Genomic DNA, 15,943 nt, shown 5'->3' on the forward strand with positions numbered 1-15,943 from the left:
TGGGGCGGGGTCACGCTGGCTCCTGCGCGGCCCGTCGGGCGAGGAGCTGGTCGTAGGAGCCACGGGTCAGGTCCCACTCGACGCGATCACCACCGGGACCGGCGACGACGTGGGCGGCGAGGCGTCGTTGGTGGACGATGGTGTGGTGCCGTTCGCACAGCAGGGCGGCGTTGGACAGGTCCGAGGGGCCGAAGTCGGCCCAGTGGACCAGGTGGTGAGCGTCCGCCCAGTGCGGCGGCATCGAGCACCCGGGATAGGTGCAGCCACCATCGCGCAGCCACAACCGGCGAGTCTGGGCCGGGGTGAACAGGCGGACCGCCCTGCCCTGGTCGACGATCTCACCGGCGGAGCCCAGCACGGTCGGGATGACCGCGGCGTCGCACGCGACCCGGCGCACCGTCTCGGGCGCCAGGACTGTCCCGGTGTCGGATCCCCCGACCGTGGTGCCCGCGCCGCGCACCCCGGCAGCCAACGCCTCCCAGTCCATCGTCACGACCAGCTGAGCCTTCGGGTTGGTCCCCACCGCACCCCCGGCCGCGACCGCCCGGCGGACCAGCTGCACCAACGCGTCGCCGCGGCGGCGGTCGCTCGAGCGCAGGTCGCATTCGCCGCGCACAGGGCTGGGTGCCGACAGCGGTCCCAGGGCCGCCTCCAGCACCGCCTTGCCTTCGGGGTCCAGGGTCAGCCGGTACTCCGCTACCCCGGTGCCGTCCTCGACGGGCTGCGACAACGCCACGAACCGCGCCGCGGCGTCCTGCTCGAGCTGCAGCCGGCCGTCCCGGCCGTACCGGGCCAGCAACGCCGGACGCACCATCCGGCACCCCCGCGGCCCGTGCTGGACCGCCATCTCGATCAGTCCCGCGAGCACGTGCGGCTGCGCACCCTGGGCCAGCACCGGACGCAACCGGTCCGCCTCCGCCACCACCACCGCCGCCGACCGCACCGGCAACACCCCCGCCCGCACCGCGTCCGCGACCGGGGCATTGACCGGTTTGCCGAACGCGACCGCCACCGCCACGACCTGCCCGGCACCCCCGGCGCGGGTCGACGGCGCGTGAGCGCGAACCCACTGCGTGACCGTCAATGCCGCTGCACCGTCGCCGGTCTCGCCACGGTCCATCGCCTCGGCGGTGATCGAGACCTTGGCCGCCTCACACGCCGCTCCCAAGGCGTCCACCTCGGACATCAGCCCCGCCAACCCGTCCGGGGCGCCCCCACTGGGGGCTTGCCACAGGGCGGAGTCGAACCCGGCCAGCGACTCGCGGGCGGCGGCGATCCGCTCGCGGTGCTGCGCCAGGGTGAGGTTCTGCGACATGTCAACCACTCTAGAACCCACCACCGACAGCCGAACAGAACCGAACCATGGCGAAACCCGTTGTGCCGCAATGCTTTCCGACGGCACACTCGCCCGATGGTCGCAACCCCCGGGCCCCAGCCTGTGGACAAGGAGGTGGCCACCACGCGTCCTGTGGACGAACGCCCCAGGAGTCGCGCCGCCGCGTCAGCCCTGAGCGGGCAGGTGCGCGTCGAGCCAGTCGACGACCGAGTCCATGACCTCGTCGCGGTTGGTCTCGTTCAGCATCTCGTGCCGACCCTGCGGCCAGAGCTTGAGCGTGACGTCGCCGACACCGAGTCGGCGGTACTGGTCCGCGACCGCCGTCGGGCCCTTGCCCTTCTCACCCACCGGGTCCTGGTCGCCGGAGAAGACGAAGATCGGCAGGTCCTTGGGCACGCGGGCGGCGACCGAGTCCGTGTTGATGGCGGCCAGGCCGCCGAGGAGATCGGCGAAGAAGCCACTGGTGAACACGTTGCCGCAGCGCAGGTCGGCGACGTACTTGTCGACCTCGGCCTCGTCGCGGGACAGCCAGTCGAACTTGGTGCGGTTGGGCTTGAAGGCCGCGCCGTACTGCCCGAACGTGAGCTGGTCCATCAGGCCGCTGGTGTGGCGTCGGCCGCGCAACCTGGCCTGCGCTGACGCGAGCGCGAGGCCGACCTTGCCGAGCGCGCCGGGGTCCCCGGCCGTGCCCGAGAGCACCAGCCCGTCGAGCTCGGTGCCGAACCGGGCCGCGAAGGACCGGCTGAGGAAGGAGCCCATACTGTGCCCGAACAGGAAGAGCGGCAGGCCGGGATGCTCGGACTGCGCCCGCTCGGTGACCAGGTGCAGGTCGTCCACCACGGTGTCGAAGCCGTTGTCGTCGGCGAAGTAGCCGGCCTCGTGCGGCGTGCGAGCGGTGGAGCCGTGGCCGCGGTGGTCGCTGGCGTACACGGCATACCCCGCCGCCGTCAGCCGCTCGCCGAACCGCGCGTAGCGGTCCGAGTGCTCGGCCATGCCGTGCGCGATCTGGACCACGGCCTTCGGGGGCCCGTCGGGCAGCCACCGGTTCACGTGCAGCGCGGTTCCGTCGGGGGTGCTCAGGGTGAACGTGCTCGACTGCATGGGCTGACCCTAGTGCGACCCGTTCTCCCGCGTCGCCAGGTCTGCAACCTCGATCCGTCCGGGCTCGACCTCCCGTGCGCCGATGCCGGTCAGTCGGCCCGTTGGAAGCCCGCTCGCTCGGCCGCGTCGGCGTCGGTGAACCAGACGTGCGGCTCGGACTCGTCGTAGTGGGCGTGGTCCTCGGTGACGAAGGTCTTGGTGTCCTCCCACGCCTTCACGGGGTGACCCACCGGCATGGCGCCGTCGTGGATCGTCGCCGCCGACCCCACGCTGTAGCCGCCGTCCTTGACCTCGTCGAGCTCGGACACGCGCCGCCCTCCACTCGTCGAGGCACCTCCGTCGGTGCTGGTGTCGCCTGCGTCACCAGAGCCGTCCGAATCGGCACTGTCACCGCCGCCGGTCTCCTCGCCCCCCTCGGAGACGAGGTTGCCGTCCGCGTCGAACACCTGGGGACCGCCAGCATCGTCGGCGGTCCAGTCGCCGGGCTGCCGGAACTCCTCGCCTGCCGCGACGTCGTGCTTGGCCGGGTCGTGCTCGGCCGCGAACTCCTCGTTCGACTTCTGCCGCTCCTCGTCCGACGGTTCGTCCGAGCCGTCGTTGGAGTCGTCCGAGGCGCTGTCGACTTCGGGTTCGGCGTCGGACGAGCTGCCCGGCTCGGTTGTCTCGGGTTCCACTGCCGCTGCGGTCGTCGTGGCCTCGACGGCATCGGCCTCGTCGGCTCCGGCTGGTGAGACGGAAGAGCGGTCGTCAGGGGTGGTGCTCATGGCGTCCTCCTTGATGGGCGGCGGAGAGCTCCGCTGTCCTCAGGCTAGGACGGATCAGCGCATCGCGCAGGCCGAGGCAGGCCCCTGACCTGCGGCTTTGACTGCTTGTTGGGGTCAGCGGACGACCTTGAAGTTGAACTGCCCGGTGCCCAGTGCACCCATCACGCGCAGCCAGAGGGGCAGGAGCATCTCGGTGCCCCGCGCGGTCTCCAGCGGACCGAGGTCGATGACGTCGTCGTGACCGAAGGACTTCAACAGCTCAACGACCTCGGCCTTGGCGCCCGCGTCGTCCCCCGACACGAACACGGTGCTGGACTCGCCCAAGGACCCCGGGTCGACCATCAACGAGGCGGTCAGGGTGTTGAGGGACTTGACGACCTTGACCTCCGGGTAGGCCCGCTGCACCTGCTCGGCCAGCGAGTCCGTGTCCTTGACGGACAGGGTGGGCGGGAAACCCGCGGAGAAGTCGAGCGGGTTGGCGACGTCGAGCAGGACCTTGCCCCGGAGGTTGTCCGCTCCGGCGAGGTCGAGGACGTCGAGCGTTGCGCCGCCCGAGGACGCGTTGACGAGCAGACTGGCGCGCGCAGCCGCATCGGCGAACGTGGTCAGCTCGACGCCCGGGTGCGCGGCGTGCCAGGTCGTGAAGGGAGGGTTGCCCATCTGGTCGGGGTCGACCCGGGCGAGGGTTGCCTGGGGGTCGCGGGTGCCGATGGCCACGGTGTGACCCAGCTCGTGGAGCCTGCCCGCGATCGTCCGGCCGACCATTCCGGTGCCGAGAACTGAGATGTTCATGCAGAAATACTAGGCACGTCAATCCTCGCGGCCACGGGGCCGCGGACACACGCGCGAGGGGGGACCGCGCGAGGGGGACCGCGCGAGGGGGGACCGCGCGAGGGGGACGGCGCGAGGGGGACCGCGCGAGGGGGGACGCCGTCGCCTCCGCTTCGTTCCGGCTCCTCCCAAATCCGCCTGCCGTAGACAAAACGAAGATGGTCCCGACGAAAAAACGTGTCGGGACCATCTTCGTTTCGTGCGCGAGGGGGGATTTGAACCCCCACGCCCTTTCGGACACTGGCACCTGAAGCCAGCGCGTCTGCCGTTCCGCCACTCGCGCGTGGGACCGGCCAATTGTGGCGCACGCCCCCTACGTTCTCCAAACCGGCCCATTGAGCGGGCGTCTGCGCCCATTCACGCGGCGCGCATGACCAGACTGCCCGGAACCGCCCGTTACGATCGTGACCAGACAGGACCGGACTTCGTTCGCAGGGCAACAGGTGAGGAGGCGAGAACAGTGGGTCTGTTCGACCGGGTCGAGCAACGCCTCGAGCGTGCCGTCAACGGCGCCTTCGCCCGCGCCTTCAAGTCCGAGGTCCAGCCGGTGGAGATCGCCTCCGCGATCCGCCGCGCGATGGACGACCGGGCTGCCATCGTGGGTCAGGGGCGCACCATCGTCCCCAACCTCTACACGGTCGAGCTCTCCGACACCGACTACGAGCGCCTCTCCGGCTACGACGAGGAGCTCGAGAACGAGCTGATCGCCGCCGCCCAGGAGCACGCCGAGTCCCAGCGCTACCAGCCCGGCGGTCCGCTCCAGGTGACTTTCGCCAGCGCGAACGACCTCGAGACCGGCGTCTTCCGCCTACGGACGTCGACGGCCCGCCGACCCGGCACCGCTCCCAAGCGCGGCGAGGAGGCGTATGCCGCGGCTCCGGCCCCCAGCCCCGCCGCACCGCCCGCCGCCGCACCGGTCCCGACCTCGCTGCATACCGACGACGACGGGTTGGAGGCGACGCAGCTGCAGGCCCCGGTCGCGCCACCCGCTCAGCCCCGCCGCGTCAACCCGGCGGACCGTCCCTGGCTCGACGTCGACGGCGAGCGCTACCCGCTGATGGGCGCCATGACGGTGCTCGGCCGGGACGACAGCGCCGACATCATCCTCGACGACCCGGGAATCTCCAGGCAGCACAGCGAGATCCGCGTGACGAACGACGGGCCGCACCTCGTCGCGAGCATCCGCGACATGGGGTCGACGAACGGCACGTTCGTCAACAGCGAACGCATCACCAGCCAGCGCCTGTCCGACGGGGACCGGATCACGGTGGGGCGCACCTCCGTCATCTACCGCGCCGGGCGGCGGTGAACGCCACGCATGAGTGAACTCACCCTCACGATCATCCGTCTCGGGCTGCTCGTCCTCCTGTGGATCTTCGTCTTCAGCGTCGTCGGTGTGCTCCGCGGCGACATCTACGGCACCCGCGTGGTCAGCCGCACGCCCCGCAAGCCCGCCCCCGCGACGCGGCAGCCCGACGCCCGCCCGACACCGGCCGCCAAGCGCCCGAAGAGGCAGCCGCACTCGAGCGTCCCGCACTCCCTCGTGGTCACCCAGGGCCCCCTCACCGGCACCAGCCTGCCGCTGCGAGAGGCCGGCACGATCATCGGGCGCAACCCCGAGTGCGCGCTGATCCTCGACGACGACTTCGCCAGCGGACGCCACGCCCGGATCTTCCACCGCGACGGGGCATGGTTCGTCGAGGACCTCGGCTCCACGAACGGCACCTTCGTCGGCCCTGAGCGACTGACCGGACCCGTGCGGGTCGAGGCCGGAAGCACGTTGCGGATCGGCAAGACCGTCATCGAGCTGCGGCGTTAGGTAGCCACGACGATGCCTTTCGCCTTCCACTACGCCGCGCGCTCCGACGTCGGCATGGTCCGTTCGGAGAACCAGGACTCCGGGTATGCCGGGCCACGCCTGCTGGCGATGGCCGACGGCATGGGCGGCCACGCGGGAGGCGACATCGCGTCGTCCACCGTGATCGGCGCGCTCGTCGACCTCGATGGCGAGGCGCTGGGCAGCAGCGAGGCGAGCTCGGCTCTCCTGCAACGGATCACGGCCGCCAACACCCAGCTCGCAGAGATCTCGAAGGCAGAGCCCGCACTCCAGGGCATGGGCACCACCCTGATCGCGATCCTGCGCTCGCACAACAAGCTCGTCCTCGCCCACATCGGCGACTCCAGGGCCTACCTGGCGCGCGACGGCAAGCTCACCCAGATCACGAAGGACCACTCGTTCGTCCAGAGCCTCGTCGACGAGGGACGGATCAGCGAGGAGGAGGCCATCGGGCACCCGCAGCGCTCGCTGGTCACCCGGGTCCTGACCGGTCAGCACGACGACGAGCCCGACATCACCGTGCGCGAGGCCAGGATCGGCGACCGCTACCTCATCGCCTCCGACGGCCTCACCGACTACGTCGCCGGGGACACCATCGCCGAGATGGTCCTCGCCGGACAGCCTCCGGGAGCCACCGCCGACCGCCTCGTCGAGCTCGCGCTCAAGGCCGGTGCCCCCGACAACGTCACCATCGTCATCGGCGACGTCGTGGACATCACGAAGGTGACGGCGCCCCCGACCCAGCCCCAGATCGTCGGGGCCGCCGCGACCCGCAGCAAGGGCACCCGGCCGATCCCGGTCACCCCCGCCGCGAAGGCCGCCGCCCTGTCGCGCGAGGCTGCCGGCGAGAGCGACGACGACGGTCACGACGTCACCCTCGCCGAAGAGGGCCCCACCTCCGGACCGGGCCGGTGGCTGCGTCGCCTGGCCCTGCTCGGCCTGGTGCTCATCGTCCTCGGCGGCGGCGCGTATGCCGCCTACACCTGGTCGCAGCACCAGTACTTCGTGGCTGCCCACCAGGGCGATGTCGCCATCTACCAAGGGGTTTCGCAGGACCTGGGACCCATCAAGCTGTCCCACGTCAAGTCCCAGTCCGACGTCCTCGTCGCTGACCTGCCCGACTTCTACCGCGCGAAGGTCGAGGACAGCGTGTCCACCGACACCCTCCAGGCCGCGCAGGCACTCGTGAGCCAGCTGCGCACCGAGGCACTGCGCTGTGCGGCCAGCCGCGCCACCGGCGGCGCCTGCGACGACACCGGCGCGTCGTCGTCCTCGACCACCACGCCCTCGACCACGACGACGACCACGGCACCGACCACGGCACCGACCCCCTCGGCGACCACGAAGCGATGACGACCGTCTCCAGCTTCGCCCCACGAACCCGCCGCAACGTCGAGCTGGTGCTGCTCCTGCTCGCCGTGGCCATCGTCGTGCTGGCCTACGTCAACGTCGGCCTGTCCGTGTCGGGAGCCTTCCCGCCGGGGCTGCTCACGCAGGTGGCCGGGCTGCTCGTGATCTCCCTCGCCTTCCACCTGCTGCTGCGGTGGAAGGCCGCGTATGCCGACCCCCTGCTGCTCCCGATCGTCACGCTGCTCAACGGCTTGGGGCTGGTCATGATCCACCGCCTCGACATCGCCCACGGGCGGAGCGTCAGCGGGGGACTCGCCCTGCGCCAGCTCATCTGGAGCGCGGTGGCCGTCGCGATCGCGGCAGTGGTGTTGTGGTTCCTGCGCGACCACCGGATGCTGCGGCGCTACACCTTCACTGCGGCGGTGGTCGGGTTCGGGCTGCTGGTCCTGCCGCTGGTGCCGGGGATCGGTCGCACCGTCAACGGCTCGCGCATCTGGATCGGGCTCGGGCCGTTCACGTTCCAGCCCGGCGAGGTCGCCAAGATCGTGCTGGCCGTGTTCTTCGCCGGCTACCTCGTGCAAACGCGTGACGCGCTGTCCCTGGCCGGTCGCAAGGTGCTCGGGTTCACCTTCCCGCGTGGTCGTGACCTGGGCCCGATCATGGTCGCCTGGGTGCTCAGCCTGCTCGTCCTCGTCTTCGAGAAGGACCTCGGCTCGTCCCTGCTGCTCTTCGGGCTGTTCGTGTCGATGCTCTACGTCGCCACCGAACGCACCTCCTGGATCGCCATCGGCATGACGCTGTTCTGCGGCGGTGCGTATGTCGCCTACCTGGTGTTCGGGCACGTCCAGCAGCGCGTCCACCTGTGGCTCGACCCGTTCGCGCCGGGCCAGTCCGACCAGCTGGCCAAGGGCCTGATGGGCATGGCCGCCGGCGGCCTGCTCGGCACCGGGCTGGGTCGTGGGCGGCCCGACCTGACCTACTTCGCCGAGTCCGACTTCATCGTGCCCAGCTTCGGCGAAGAGCTTGGCCTCATCGGCCTGTTCGCCCTGCTGGTGCTGTACGTGCTGCTGGTCGAGCGGGGGCTGCGGACCGCGCTCGGCGTTCGTGATGGGTTCGGCAAGCTGCTCGCCGCAGGCCTCGCCTTCGCGGTGGCCCTGCAGTGCTTCGTCGTGGTCGGCGGCGTCACCCGGGTCATCCCGCTGACCGGCCTGACCATGCCGTTCCTGTCCTACGGAGGCTCCTCCCTGCTCGCCAACTGGTCCCTCGTCGCCCTGCTGCTGCGCATCAGCGACGTCGCGCGCCGCCCCGTCCAGGAGGTCCAGCCCGGAGCGTCCCCGTCCGCCCAGGCCAGGACCGAAGTGGTGGCGGTCCGGTGAACGCCCCCATCCGCCGGCTGTCGACCGTCGTCGCCCTCCTGTTCACCGCCCTGCTGCTCTCCTCGACGTACATCTCCTTCGTCCAGGCCCAGTCCCTGCAGAACCGCCCGGAGAACCGTCGCACCCTGCTGGCCAACTACGCGCGCGAGCGCGGCCAGATCCTCGTCGGCGGCGCGCCCATCGCGAAGTCCGTCGCCACCAAGGACGAGCTGAAGTGGCTGCGCACCTACCCCCAGGGCCCCCTGTACTCGCACGTCACCGGGTACTACTCGTTCACCTACGGCGCGGGTGGTGGCATCGAAGGTGCCGAGAACAGCCTGCTCGCCGGGTCCTCGGACAAGCTCTTCTACCGCCGGGTCACCGACATCCTCACCGGCAAGAACCAGACCGGCGCCAGCCTCGAGCTGACCATCAACGCCAAGGCGCAGGCAGCCGCGGACAAGGCACTGGGCAACCAGCGCGGGGCGGTGGTGGCGCTCGACCCCACGACCGGTGCGATCCTCGCGCTCGTCAGCCACCCGACCTACAACCCCTCGGTGCTCAGCAGCCATGACACCAGCAAGGTCGTCGCGGCCTGGCAGCAGCTCAACGCGGCGCCCACGGCGCCCCTGGTCGACCGAGCCATCGCCGGTGACCTCTACCCCCCGGGCTCCACGTTCAAGCTGGTCACCGCCGCAGCCGCCCTCGAGTCGGGCAAGTTCACCGAGGAGAGCCAGATTCCCGGACCGGCCAGGCTCAAGCTGCCGCAGACCACCATCGACCTGCCCAACGACTTCCCGGGCAACTGCGGGCCGAACGACAAGACCACCCTCACCCACGCGCTCGAGATCTCGTGCAACACGGCGTTCGGGTGGCTCGGCATGCAGGTCGGCGCCAAGGACTTCCGGGCCCAGGCGGCGAAGTTCGGCATGGGTGACCGCCTTTCCGTGCCGATGACTGTCACGCCGAGCTCGGTGCCGGCCGACCTCAACCAGCCGCAGCTCGCCCAGTCCGCGATCGGCCAGTACGACGTGCGGGTCACCCCCCTGCAGATCGCGATGATCTCGGCGGCCATCGCCAACCACGGGATCGTGATGCGCCCGCACCTCGTCCAGAAGGTCACGTCCTCAGACCTCGCGGTGATCGAGGAGACGCAGCCCGAACAGCTGTCGCAGGCCATCTCGGCCGACACGGCCGCAGCGCTGACGCGGATGATGGAAGCCGTCGTGCGCAGCGGCACGGGCACCGCCGCCCAGATCAGTGGCATCGCCGTCGCCGGCAAGACCGGCACCGCGCAGCACGCCACAGGCAAGGCCCCCCACGCCTGGTTCACCGGGTTCGCCCCCTCGAACAACCCCAAGGTCGCCGTCGCGGTCGTCGTCGAGGACGGCGGCAACGTCGGCAACGAGGCCGTCGGCGGACGGGTCGCGGCACCGATCGCCAAGGCAGTCATGGAAGCGGTGCTGGGCAAGTGACCTACGAGACCGGACAGGTGCTGGCCGGCCGTTACCGGCTCGTCGAGCGCATTGCCCTCGGCGGCATGGGTGAGGTGTGGCGGGCCCACGACCAGACCCTCGATCGCGAGGTCGCCGTCAAGGTCCTGCTGCCTGCCAGCGCCCAGGACGAGGGCTTCCTCGAGCGCTTCCGTGCCGAGGCGCGACACAGCGGCGGGCTGACCCACCCCAACATCGGGACGGTCCACGACTTCGGCGAGGAGGACGGCAGTGCCTTCCTCGTCATGGAGCTCCTGCAGGGAGAACCCCTGTCGACGCTGATCCGCGAGCGCGCCCCGATGCCCCAGGGCGAGGTCACCGACATCCTGTACCAGGCAGCGCTGGCCCTGCAGGCCGCGCACGACGCCGATGTGGTCCACCGGGACGTCAAGCCCGCCAACATCGTGGTCGACGCGAACGGCTACGCCAAGCTCACCGACTTCGGGATCGCCCGCGCCCTCAACGAGGCACCCCTCACGCAGACCGGGGAGGTCCTGGGCACGCCCCACTACCTCGCGCCCGAGCAGGCCAAGGGCGAGCCGGCGGGTCCGCTGAGCGACGTCTACGCGCTGGCCGTCGTGGGCTACGAGATGATCACCGGTCAGCGACCGTTCTCCGGCGAGACGATGGTGACCACCGCGCTGGCGCACGTCAGCCAACCCGCGCCGCAGCTCTCCGACGAGGTCGAGGAACCCCTGCGCACCACCGTCATGGCGGCGCTGGCCAAGGACCCGTCGCTGCGACCGCAGAGCGCAGCGGCGTTCGCCGAGGCGCTCAGGCTCCCCCCTGGAGAGGTGCCCAGCCACCTGGTCGCGGGCGCGATGGCGGCGGTGTCACCGGTCATCGTCGGTGTCCCTGCCGACCTCGGGCCGGAGGGGACCCTGCCGACCTCCGTCATGCTGGCCACGACGATCGTCGGCGCGGGGGGCGCCCCGGCAGGCGTCGGCATCACGCCGATCTCTGGCACCACGGCCGGGCAGGACCCGGACGCGGCTGTGCACGACACCCGTCGGCCTGCGTGGCTGATCCCCGCGGCCGTGGCACTCCTCGTCCTGCTCATCGTCCTCGTGGCGATGGCCCTGAGCAGCCGCGGATCGACGGCGGCGCCAGTCAACCGGGGCGCCATCACCCGCACCACACCAGCCACCTCGGGCACGACACAGGCCACGGCACCGACCACGACACCGACTGTGAAACCGTCCACAGCGACCACGACCACGGCCAGCCGGCCCTCCGTGGCCATCGCCACTCCCATGCCGCACAAACCCGCCCACGCGGGCCACGGCAAGGGCAAGGGGGGAAAGAAGAAGTGACTGCACCACGCCTGCTCGGGGGACGCTACGAGGTCGGGGAGCTCCTCGGCCGCGGTGGCATGGCCGAGGTCCACCTCGGGCACGACACCCGTCTCTCGCGTCCCGTGGCGATCAAGATGCTGCGCTCCGACCTCGCCCGGGACCCGGCGTTCCTGGCCCGGTTCCGCCGTGAGGCCCAGTCCGCCGCGGGCCTCAACCACGCCTCGATCGTCGCGGTCTACGACTCGGGGGAGGACTACGCCACCGAGACCGGCGGCGCCAGCGTGCCCGTCCCGTTCATCGTCATGGAGCACGTCGAGGGACAGACCCTGCGCGAGCTGCTCAATGACAGCTCACCACTGGCACCGGCTGAGGCCGCGCGGATCACCGAGGGCGTGCTGGACGCCCTCGCCTACAGCCACCACATGGGCATCGTGCACCGCGACATCAAGCCTGCCAACGTCATGATCGGTCCCCAGGGACAGATCAAGGTGATGGACTTCGGTATCGCCCGCGCGGTCGCCGACGCCAACGCGACGATGACCCAGACCCAGGCCGTCATCGGCACGGCGCAGTACCTCTCCCCGGAGCAGGCACAGGGCCACCACGTCGACGCCCGGTCCGACCTCTACTCCACCGGCTGCCTGCTGTTCGAGCTGCTGACGGGGCGCCCGCCGTTCCAGGCCGACTCCCCGGTGGCGATCGCCTACCAGCACGTCGGGCAGCCCCCGCCGCGTCCCTCGACCCTGCACCCGGGCATCGACCACAGCCTGGACGCCGTGGTCCTGCACGCCCTGGCCAAGGACCGCGAGGCGCGGTACCAGGACGCCACCTCCTTCCGCGCCGACCTCCAGGCCGCGCGCCTGGGGCGACCGATCAGCGCGGCCGCCCGGGGCACTGCCGCCGGCGCCGCCGACGCGACGGTGGCCCTCGCACCGGTGGGCGCTGCCGCAGCCACCACGGCACTCCCGGTCGCCGGGACGTATGCCGGCCCGCCGGCCGCCGTGGGCTCCAACACCGCCACCCTCCCCGCCATCGGTCACGACCCGGACGACGAACCACGCAAGCGTCGTGGGCTGGCGTACTTCCTGCTCGTCCTGGCCGTGCTCGGGGCCCTCGCGGTGATCTTCGTGGCCGGCAAGGCCTTGATCGACCGCCCCGGGCAGAACCAGCCGAAGGTCGCGGTCCCGTCGGTGATCGACCTGCCCGTCGCCACGGCCGAGGCCAAGCTCCGCGCCATCGGCCTGGTGCCGGTGGCGAGCTCCGTGGCGAGCCCCAAGGAGGTCGGCCTCGTCGTCGACCAGACTCCCGGGGCCGCCGAGATGGTGGCGACGGGGTCGAAGGTCACCATCAGCGTTTCCGGCGGTCCCGACACCGTCGACCTGCCAGACCTCAAGGGCTTCACCAAGGACGAGGCGGCCACCCGGCTGGCCGATCTGAACCTGAAGGTGGGGACCATCAAGGAGGTCGACGACACCGGGCTCGACAAGGGCAAGGTCGCCTCGACCTCGCCCGCGTCCGGCGGTGCCGTGCCGGTGGGCTCTGCCGTCGACCTGAACGTGTCCTCGGGCAAGGTCACCGTGCCCGACGTCGTGGGCAAGACCCGGAACGAGGCGGCCGACCTGCTCGGCCAGGTCGGCCTGAGTGTGAAGACGACCTACGTCGACAGCACCCAGCCGGAGAACACCGTGCTCAAGCAGAGCATCAAGGCCACGACGAAGGTCAACGACGGATCCACCATCACCCTGACCATCGCGCAGCCACCACCCCCGACCCCGACGACGACCACCGCACCCCCGACGACCAGCGCGGGCCCCACCCTGCCCACCGTCACGACGACGACGCTCCCGTAGCGTCCCAGCCCGCGGCGTCCCAGCCCGCGGCGTCCCAGCCCGCGGCGTCCCAGCCCGCGGCGTCCCAGCCCGCGGCGTCCCAGCCCGCGGCGTCCTGACCCGTGGCGTCCTAGCCCGCGGCGACGGCCCGGGCCACGCCCTCGGCGTCGTGCACCAGCGGGCTGAGCCCGGCGGACCGCGTGACCGCGTCGTCCAGGCCGCACAGGACCAGCCAGTTGGCGAGGATGCGGTGCCCACCCTCGGTCAGCACGCTCTCCGGGTGGAACTGCACCCCGTGCAGGGGGAGGTCGCGGTGGCGCGCGGCCATGATGATCCCGGACTCCGTGTGCCCGTTGGCGACCAGCGTCTCAGGCACCGTCGAAGGGTCGATCGTCAGCGAGTGGTACCGCGTCGCGGTGAACGGGGACGGGAGCCCCTCGAGCACGCCCGTGTCGTCGTGCACCACCCGGGACGTCTTGCCGTGCAGCAGCTCCGGCGCCCGCCCGACGATGGCCCCCGTCACGACCCCGAGGGCCTGGTGACCCAGGCACACGCCGAGCATCGGCTGGGCGCGCTCGCCGCAGGCCTCGATCATCGCCATCGAGACGCCCGCCTCCTGCGGGGTCCCCGGCCCGGGCGAGATCAGCACGCCGTCGAACTCGGCACCATCGGGGGGACGCACGGCGTCGTTGCGGACCACCTCGCACTCCGCACCGAGCTGCTGGAGGTAGCCGACGATCGTGAAGACGAAGCTGTCGTAGTTGTCGACGACGAGGATGCGGGTCATCGGGCTCCCTCGACCAGGTGGGTGGACACGTGCAGGGCACTGGGCTCCACGGTGTTGTCGTTGAACGGCATGTACGGGGCGATGCGCGGGAAGAGCCACAGGAAGCAGAAGGCGACCACGAGCAGCACCAGCACCGCGGCGATCAGCACCCGCACGACGAGGGGACCGGGCAGCGCCCGCCAGATCGCGGCATACAACATCGGTCAGGCTCCCTTCGGGGCGGCGAGCGTGCCGGCGGGCAGGCCCGCGGCGTGGGGGTAGGTCTTCACCAGCTGCGCGAACACGACGTAGCGCTGGGCCGCGCTGTACTTCGGGTGGCAGGCGGTCATCGTGAGCCAGCGCTCGGTCGGCGTCACGCCCGGCTGGTCGGGGACCGGGTCGATCACCTTCACGTCGGTCGGCGCGACGATCTCGTGCCGCTTCACGGCATACACGCTGTATGCCGTCCTGGTCTCGATCACGACGAGGTCACCGGGGCGCAGCGTGTCGATGTCGTGGAACGGTCGCCCGTAGGTCGTGCGGTGCCCGGCGATCGCGAAGTTGCCCACCGCGCCCGGACCCGCCGTCCCCACGTAGTGGCCGATGCCGTTCTGCAGGACGTCGCGCGTGGTGCCCTCGAGCAGGGGGCGGGCGTACTGCGCCCCGAACCGCGGGATCCGCACGATCGCGAACGCAGTGCCGAACGGCACGGCCCTGGGCTGCTCGCCGGGGGTCGGCGCCGCCGCGAAGTCGCGGGTCAGCCTCGTGACCGTGGCCTCCTGGGCCCGGTTGGCCGTCACGTCGGTCCACCACAGCTGCCAGCCGACGAAGAGCAGCAGCAGCAGCCCCGCCGTGACCAACACGTCGCCGACGACACCCACCGTCCAGCGGGCGACCTTCATCGTCCCGCCCTGGCGTGCTGGAGGTTGATCGAGCCGGCGTACGCGGGGAAGGTCTGCTGGGCGCTGGTCCGCACGTCGAACCCGACGCCGACGGCCCCCACCCACTGTCGGTAGATGGTGACCGCGGGGCTGCGGTCGAGGGCAGCCCTGAGGTTGTCCTGGCTGCCGATGGCGGTGATCACGTACGGAGGGGAGTAGACCCGCCCCTGGAGGATGAGGGTGTTGCCGACGCATCGGACGGCGCTGGTGGAGATGATCCGCTGGTCCATCAGCATCATCGCCTCGGCACCTCCCTGCCACAGTGCGTTGACGACGGCCTGGACGTCCTGCTGGTGGACCACGTAGTCGTCCACCGAGATGCCGTCCGGCAGGACTGAGGGGACGTTCTTGGCATCGGTCAGCGACACCCGCACGGTGGGACCCGCGACCGCCTGGGTGCCGGCCGCCAGCGCCAGCTTGTCGGCCTGAGTGGTCAGCTGGGTGATGCGCAGGTCTCCGGGGGCCCGCTGCCTGGAGAGCCGGTCGACCTCCGCGCGCAGCTGCGCGAGCCGACGCGCGACGACGGTGTTCTGGCGGGTCTGCTGCCGGATCAGGCCCGGGAGGTCACCGCCCGACGAGCGCAGGTCAGTCCCTCGGGCCGTGGTCGCACTGAGGGCGAAGAGGAGCCCTGCACCCAGCGCCACCAGCGGAACCAGGGCTGACCAGGGGGTGGGGCGCCGCGTCAGCCACGTCAGCCGCTGGTCCACCATGGCACTACGCTATGCCACACGTCGCGACGGCTGACGCAGTCGTCCGAGTTTCGAGGAGTGTTGTCCGTGCCTGAGTCCAAGGGTCGCGCCAAGCGCGTCTACACCCCGCCCAGCAAGCCCGCGAAGGCGAAGGTGGGCAACCCGCCCTGGTTCGTGCCGGTGATGCTGACCCTCATGGTCCTCGGCCTCCTGTGGATCGTCGTCTTCTACATCACCAGCCAGCGGTTCCCCGTGGAGTCGCTCGGTCGCTGGAACCTCGGCATCGGCTTCGGCCTGATGATCTCCGGGTTCGCGATGACGACCCGCTGGCGCTGACCCACTGCCTGCTGACCACG

At 71.0% G+C, this 15,943-nt stretch carries 16 protein-coding genes and 1 tRNA gene; 8 read left to right on the forward strand and 9 right to left on the reverse strand.

Going from position 1 to position 15,943, the window contains the following annotated elements; all coding sequences use genetic code 11:
- Positions 1-10: 10 nt before the first annotated feature.
- The 5 genes from BJ986_RS06790 to BJ986_RS06810 form a co-directional block, all read right to left on the reverse strand.
- A complete protein-coding gene (locus BJ986_RS06790) occupies positions 11-1,315 on the reverse strand; it encodes an HNH endonuclease signature motif containing protein (protein ID WP_179421293.1) in 1,305 nt (434 codons plus the stop codon).
- A gap of 186 nt (positions 1,316-1,501) precedes the next feature.
- Positions 1,502-2,437, reverse strand: coding sequence for an alpha/beta hydrolase (locus tag BJ986_RS06795; protein ID WP_179421294.1), 936 nt, complete (start codon positions 2,435-2,437; stop codon positions 1,502-1,504).
- Positions 2,438-2,526: 89 nt separating this feature from the next.
- Positions 2,527-3,201 carry a sunset domain-containing protein gene (locus BJ986_RS06800; protein ID WP_179421295.1) on the reverse strand — a complete coding sequence of 225 codons (675 nt, stop codon included), beginning with the start codon at positions 3,199-3,201 and terminating at the stop codon, positions 2,527-2,529.
- Between the two features lie 114 nt (positions 3,202-3,315).
- Entirely contained in the window at positions 3,316-3,993 is a 678-nt protein-coding gene (locus BJ986_RS06805) for an NADPH-dependent F420 reductase (RefSeq protein ID WP_179421296.1), read from the reverse strand.
- Positions 3,994-4,232: 239 nt separating this feature from the next.
- A tRNA-Leu gene (locus tag BJ986_RS06810) sits at positions 4,233-4,315 on the reverse strand.
- 177 nt (positions 4,316-4,492) lie between these two features.
- Here BJ986_RS06810 and BJ986_RS06815 point away from each other — a divergent pair.
- Genes BJ986_RS06815 through pknB form a run of 7 tightly spaced genes read left to right on the forward strand, consistent with a single transcriptional unit; the run spans position 4,493 to position 13,212 of the window.
- Positions 4,493-5,341 (forward strand): FhaA domain-containing protein, encoded by an 849-nt coding sequence (locus BJ986_RS06815; protein ID WP_179421297.1) that lies wholly within the window; start codon positions 4,493-4,495, stop codon positions 5,339-5,341.
- Positions 5,342-5,350: 9 nt separating this feature from the next.
- Complete coding sequence (locus BJ986_RS06820) at positions 5,351-5,851, forward strand: FHA domain-containing protein FhaB/FipA (protein ID WP_179421298.1); 501 nt, start codon at positions 5,351-5,353, stop codon at positions 5,849-5,851.
- 12 nt (positions 5,852-5,863) lie between these two features.
- Positions 5,864-7,222 carry a PP2C family protein-serine/threonine phosphatase gene (locus BJ986_RS06825; protein WP_179421299.1) on the forward strand — a complete coding sequence of 453 codons (1,359 nt, stop codon included), beginning with the start codon at positions 5,864-5,866 and terminating at the stop codon, positions 7,220-7,222.
- Positions 7,219-8,595 (forward strand): FtsW/RodA/SpoVE family cell cycle protein, encoded by a 1,377-nt coding sequence (locus BJ986_RS06830; protein ID WP_179421300.1) that lies wholly within the window; start codon positions 7,219-7,221, stop codon positions 8,593-8,595. The genes BJ986_RS06825 and BJ986_RS06830 overlap by 4 nt, the downstream gene beginning before the upstream one ends.
- The gene (locus BJ986_RS06835) at positions 8,592-10,049 is read left to right on the forward strand and encodes a penicillin-binding transpeptidase domain-containing protein (RefSeq protein ID WP_179421301.1); all 1,458 of its coding nucleotides are present in this window, start codon (positions 8,592-8,594) and stop codon (positions 10,047-10,049) included. The genes BJ986_RS06830 and BJ986_RS06835 overlap by 4 nt, the downstream gene beginning before the upstream one ends.
- Entirely contained in the window at positions 10,046-11,380 is a 1,335-nt protein-coding gene (locus BJ986_RS06840) for a protein kinase domain-containing protein (RefSeq protein ID WP_179421302.1), read from the forward strand. Before BJ986_RS06835 ends, BJ986_RS06840 begins: the two co-directional genes overlap by 4 nt.
- A complete protein-coding gene (gene pknB, locus BJ986_RS06845) occupies positions 11,377-13,212 on the forward strand; it encodes a Stk1 family PASTA domain-containing Ser/Thr kinase (RefSeq protein WP_179421303.1) in 1,836 nt (611 codons plus the stop codon). The genes BJ986_RS06840 and pknB overlap by 4 nt, the downstream gene beginning before the upstream one ends.
- Before the next feature lie 109 nt (positions 13,213-13,321).
- Here the strand turns inward: pknB and BJ986_RS06850 are convergent, their stop codons facing one another.
- The 4 genes from BJ986_RS06850 to BJ986_RS06865 are packed head-to-tail and all read right to left on the reverse strand — an operon-like array spanning position 13,322 to position 15,608.
- Positions 13,322-13,978, reverse strand: coding sequence for an aminodeoxychorismate/anthranilate synthase component II (locus BJ986_RS06850; protein WP_179421304.1), 657 nt, complete (start codon positions 13,976-13,978; stop codon positions 13,322-13,324).
- Positions 13,975-14,178, reverse strand: coding sequence for a hypothetical protein (locus BJ986_RS06855; protein WP_337794947.1), 204 nt, complete (start codon positions 14,176-14,178; stop codon positions 13,975-13,977). Before BJ986_RS06855 ends, BJ986_RS06850 begins: the two co-directional genes overlap by 4 nt.
- Positions 14,179-14,181: 3 nt before the next feature.
- Positions 14,182-14,859 (reverse strand): class E sortase, encoded by a 678-nt coding sequence (locus BJ986_RS06860; RefSeq protein ID WP_179421305.1) that lies wholly within the window; start codon positions 14,857-14,859, stop codon positions 14,182-14,184.
- On the reverse strand, positions 14,856-15,608 hold the full coding sequence (locus BJ986_RS06865; RefSeq protein ID WP_179421306.1) for a DUF881 domain-containing protein: 753 nt from the start codon (positions 15,606-15,608) through the stop codon (positions 14,856-14,858). The genes BJ986_RS06860 and BJ986_RS06865 overlap by 4 nt, the downstream gene beginning before the upstream one ends.
- A 66-nt stretch (positions 15,609-15,674) precedes the next feature.
- Between BJ986_RS06865 and BJ986_RS06870 the strand changes: the two genes are divergently transcribed.
- Positions 15,675-15,923, forward strand: coding sequence for a cell division protein CrgA (locus BJ986_RS06870; RefSeq protein WP_179421307.1), 249 nt, complete (start codon positions 15,675-15,677; stop codon positions 15,921-15,923).
- Positions 15,924-15,943: the final 20 nt, after the last annotated feature.

Origin of the sequence: Pedococcus badiiscoriae (genome assembly GCF_013408925.1) — a bacterium.
Lineage (GTDB): Bacteria > Actinomycetota > Actinomycetes > Actinomycetales > Dermatophilaceae > Pedococcus > Pedococcus badiiscoriae.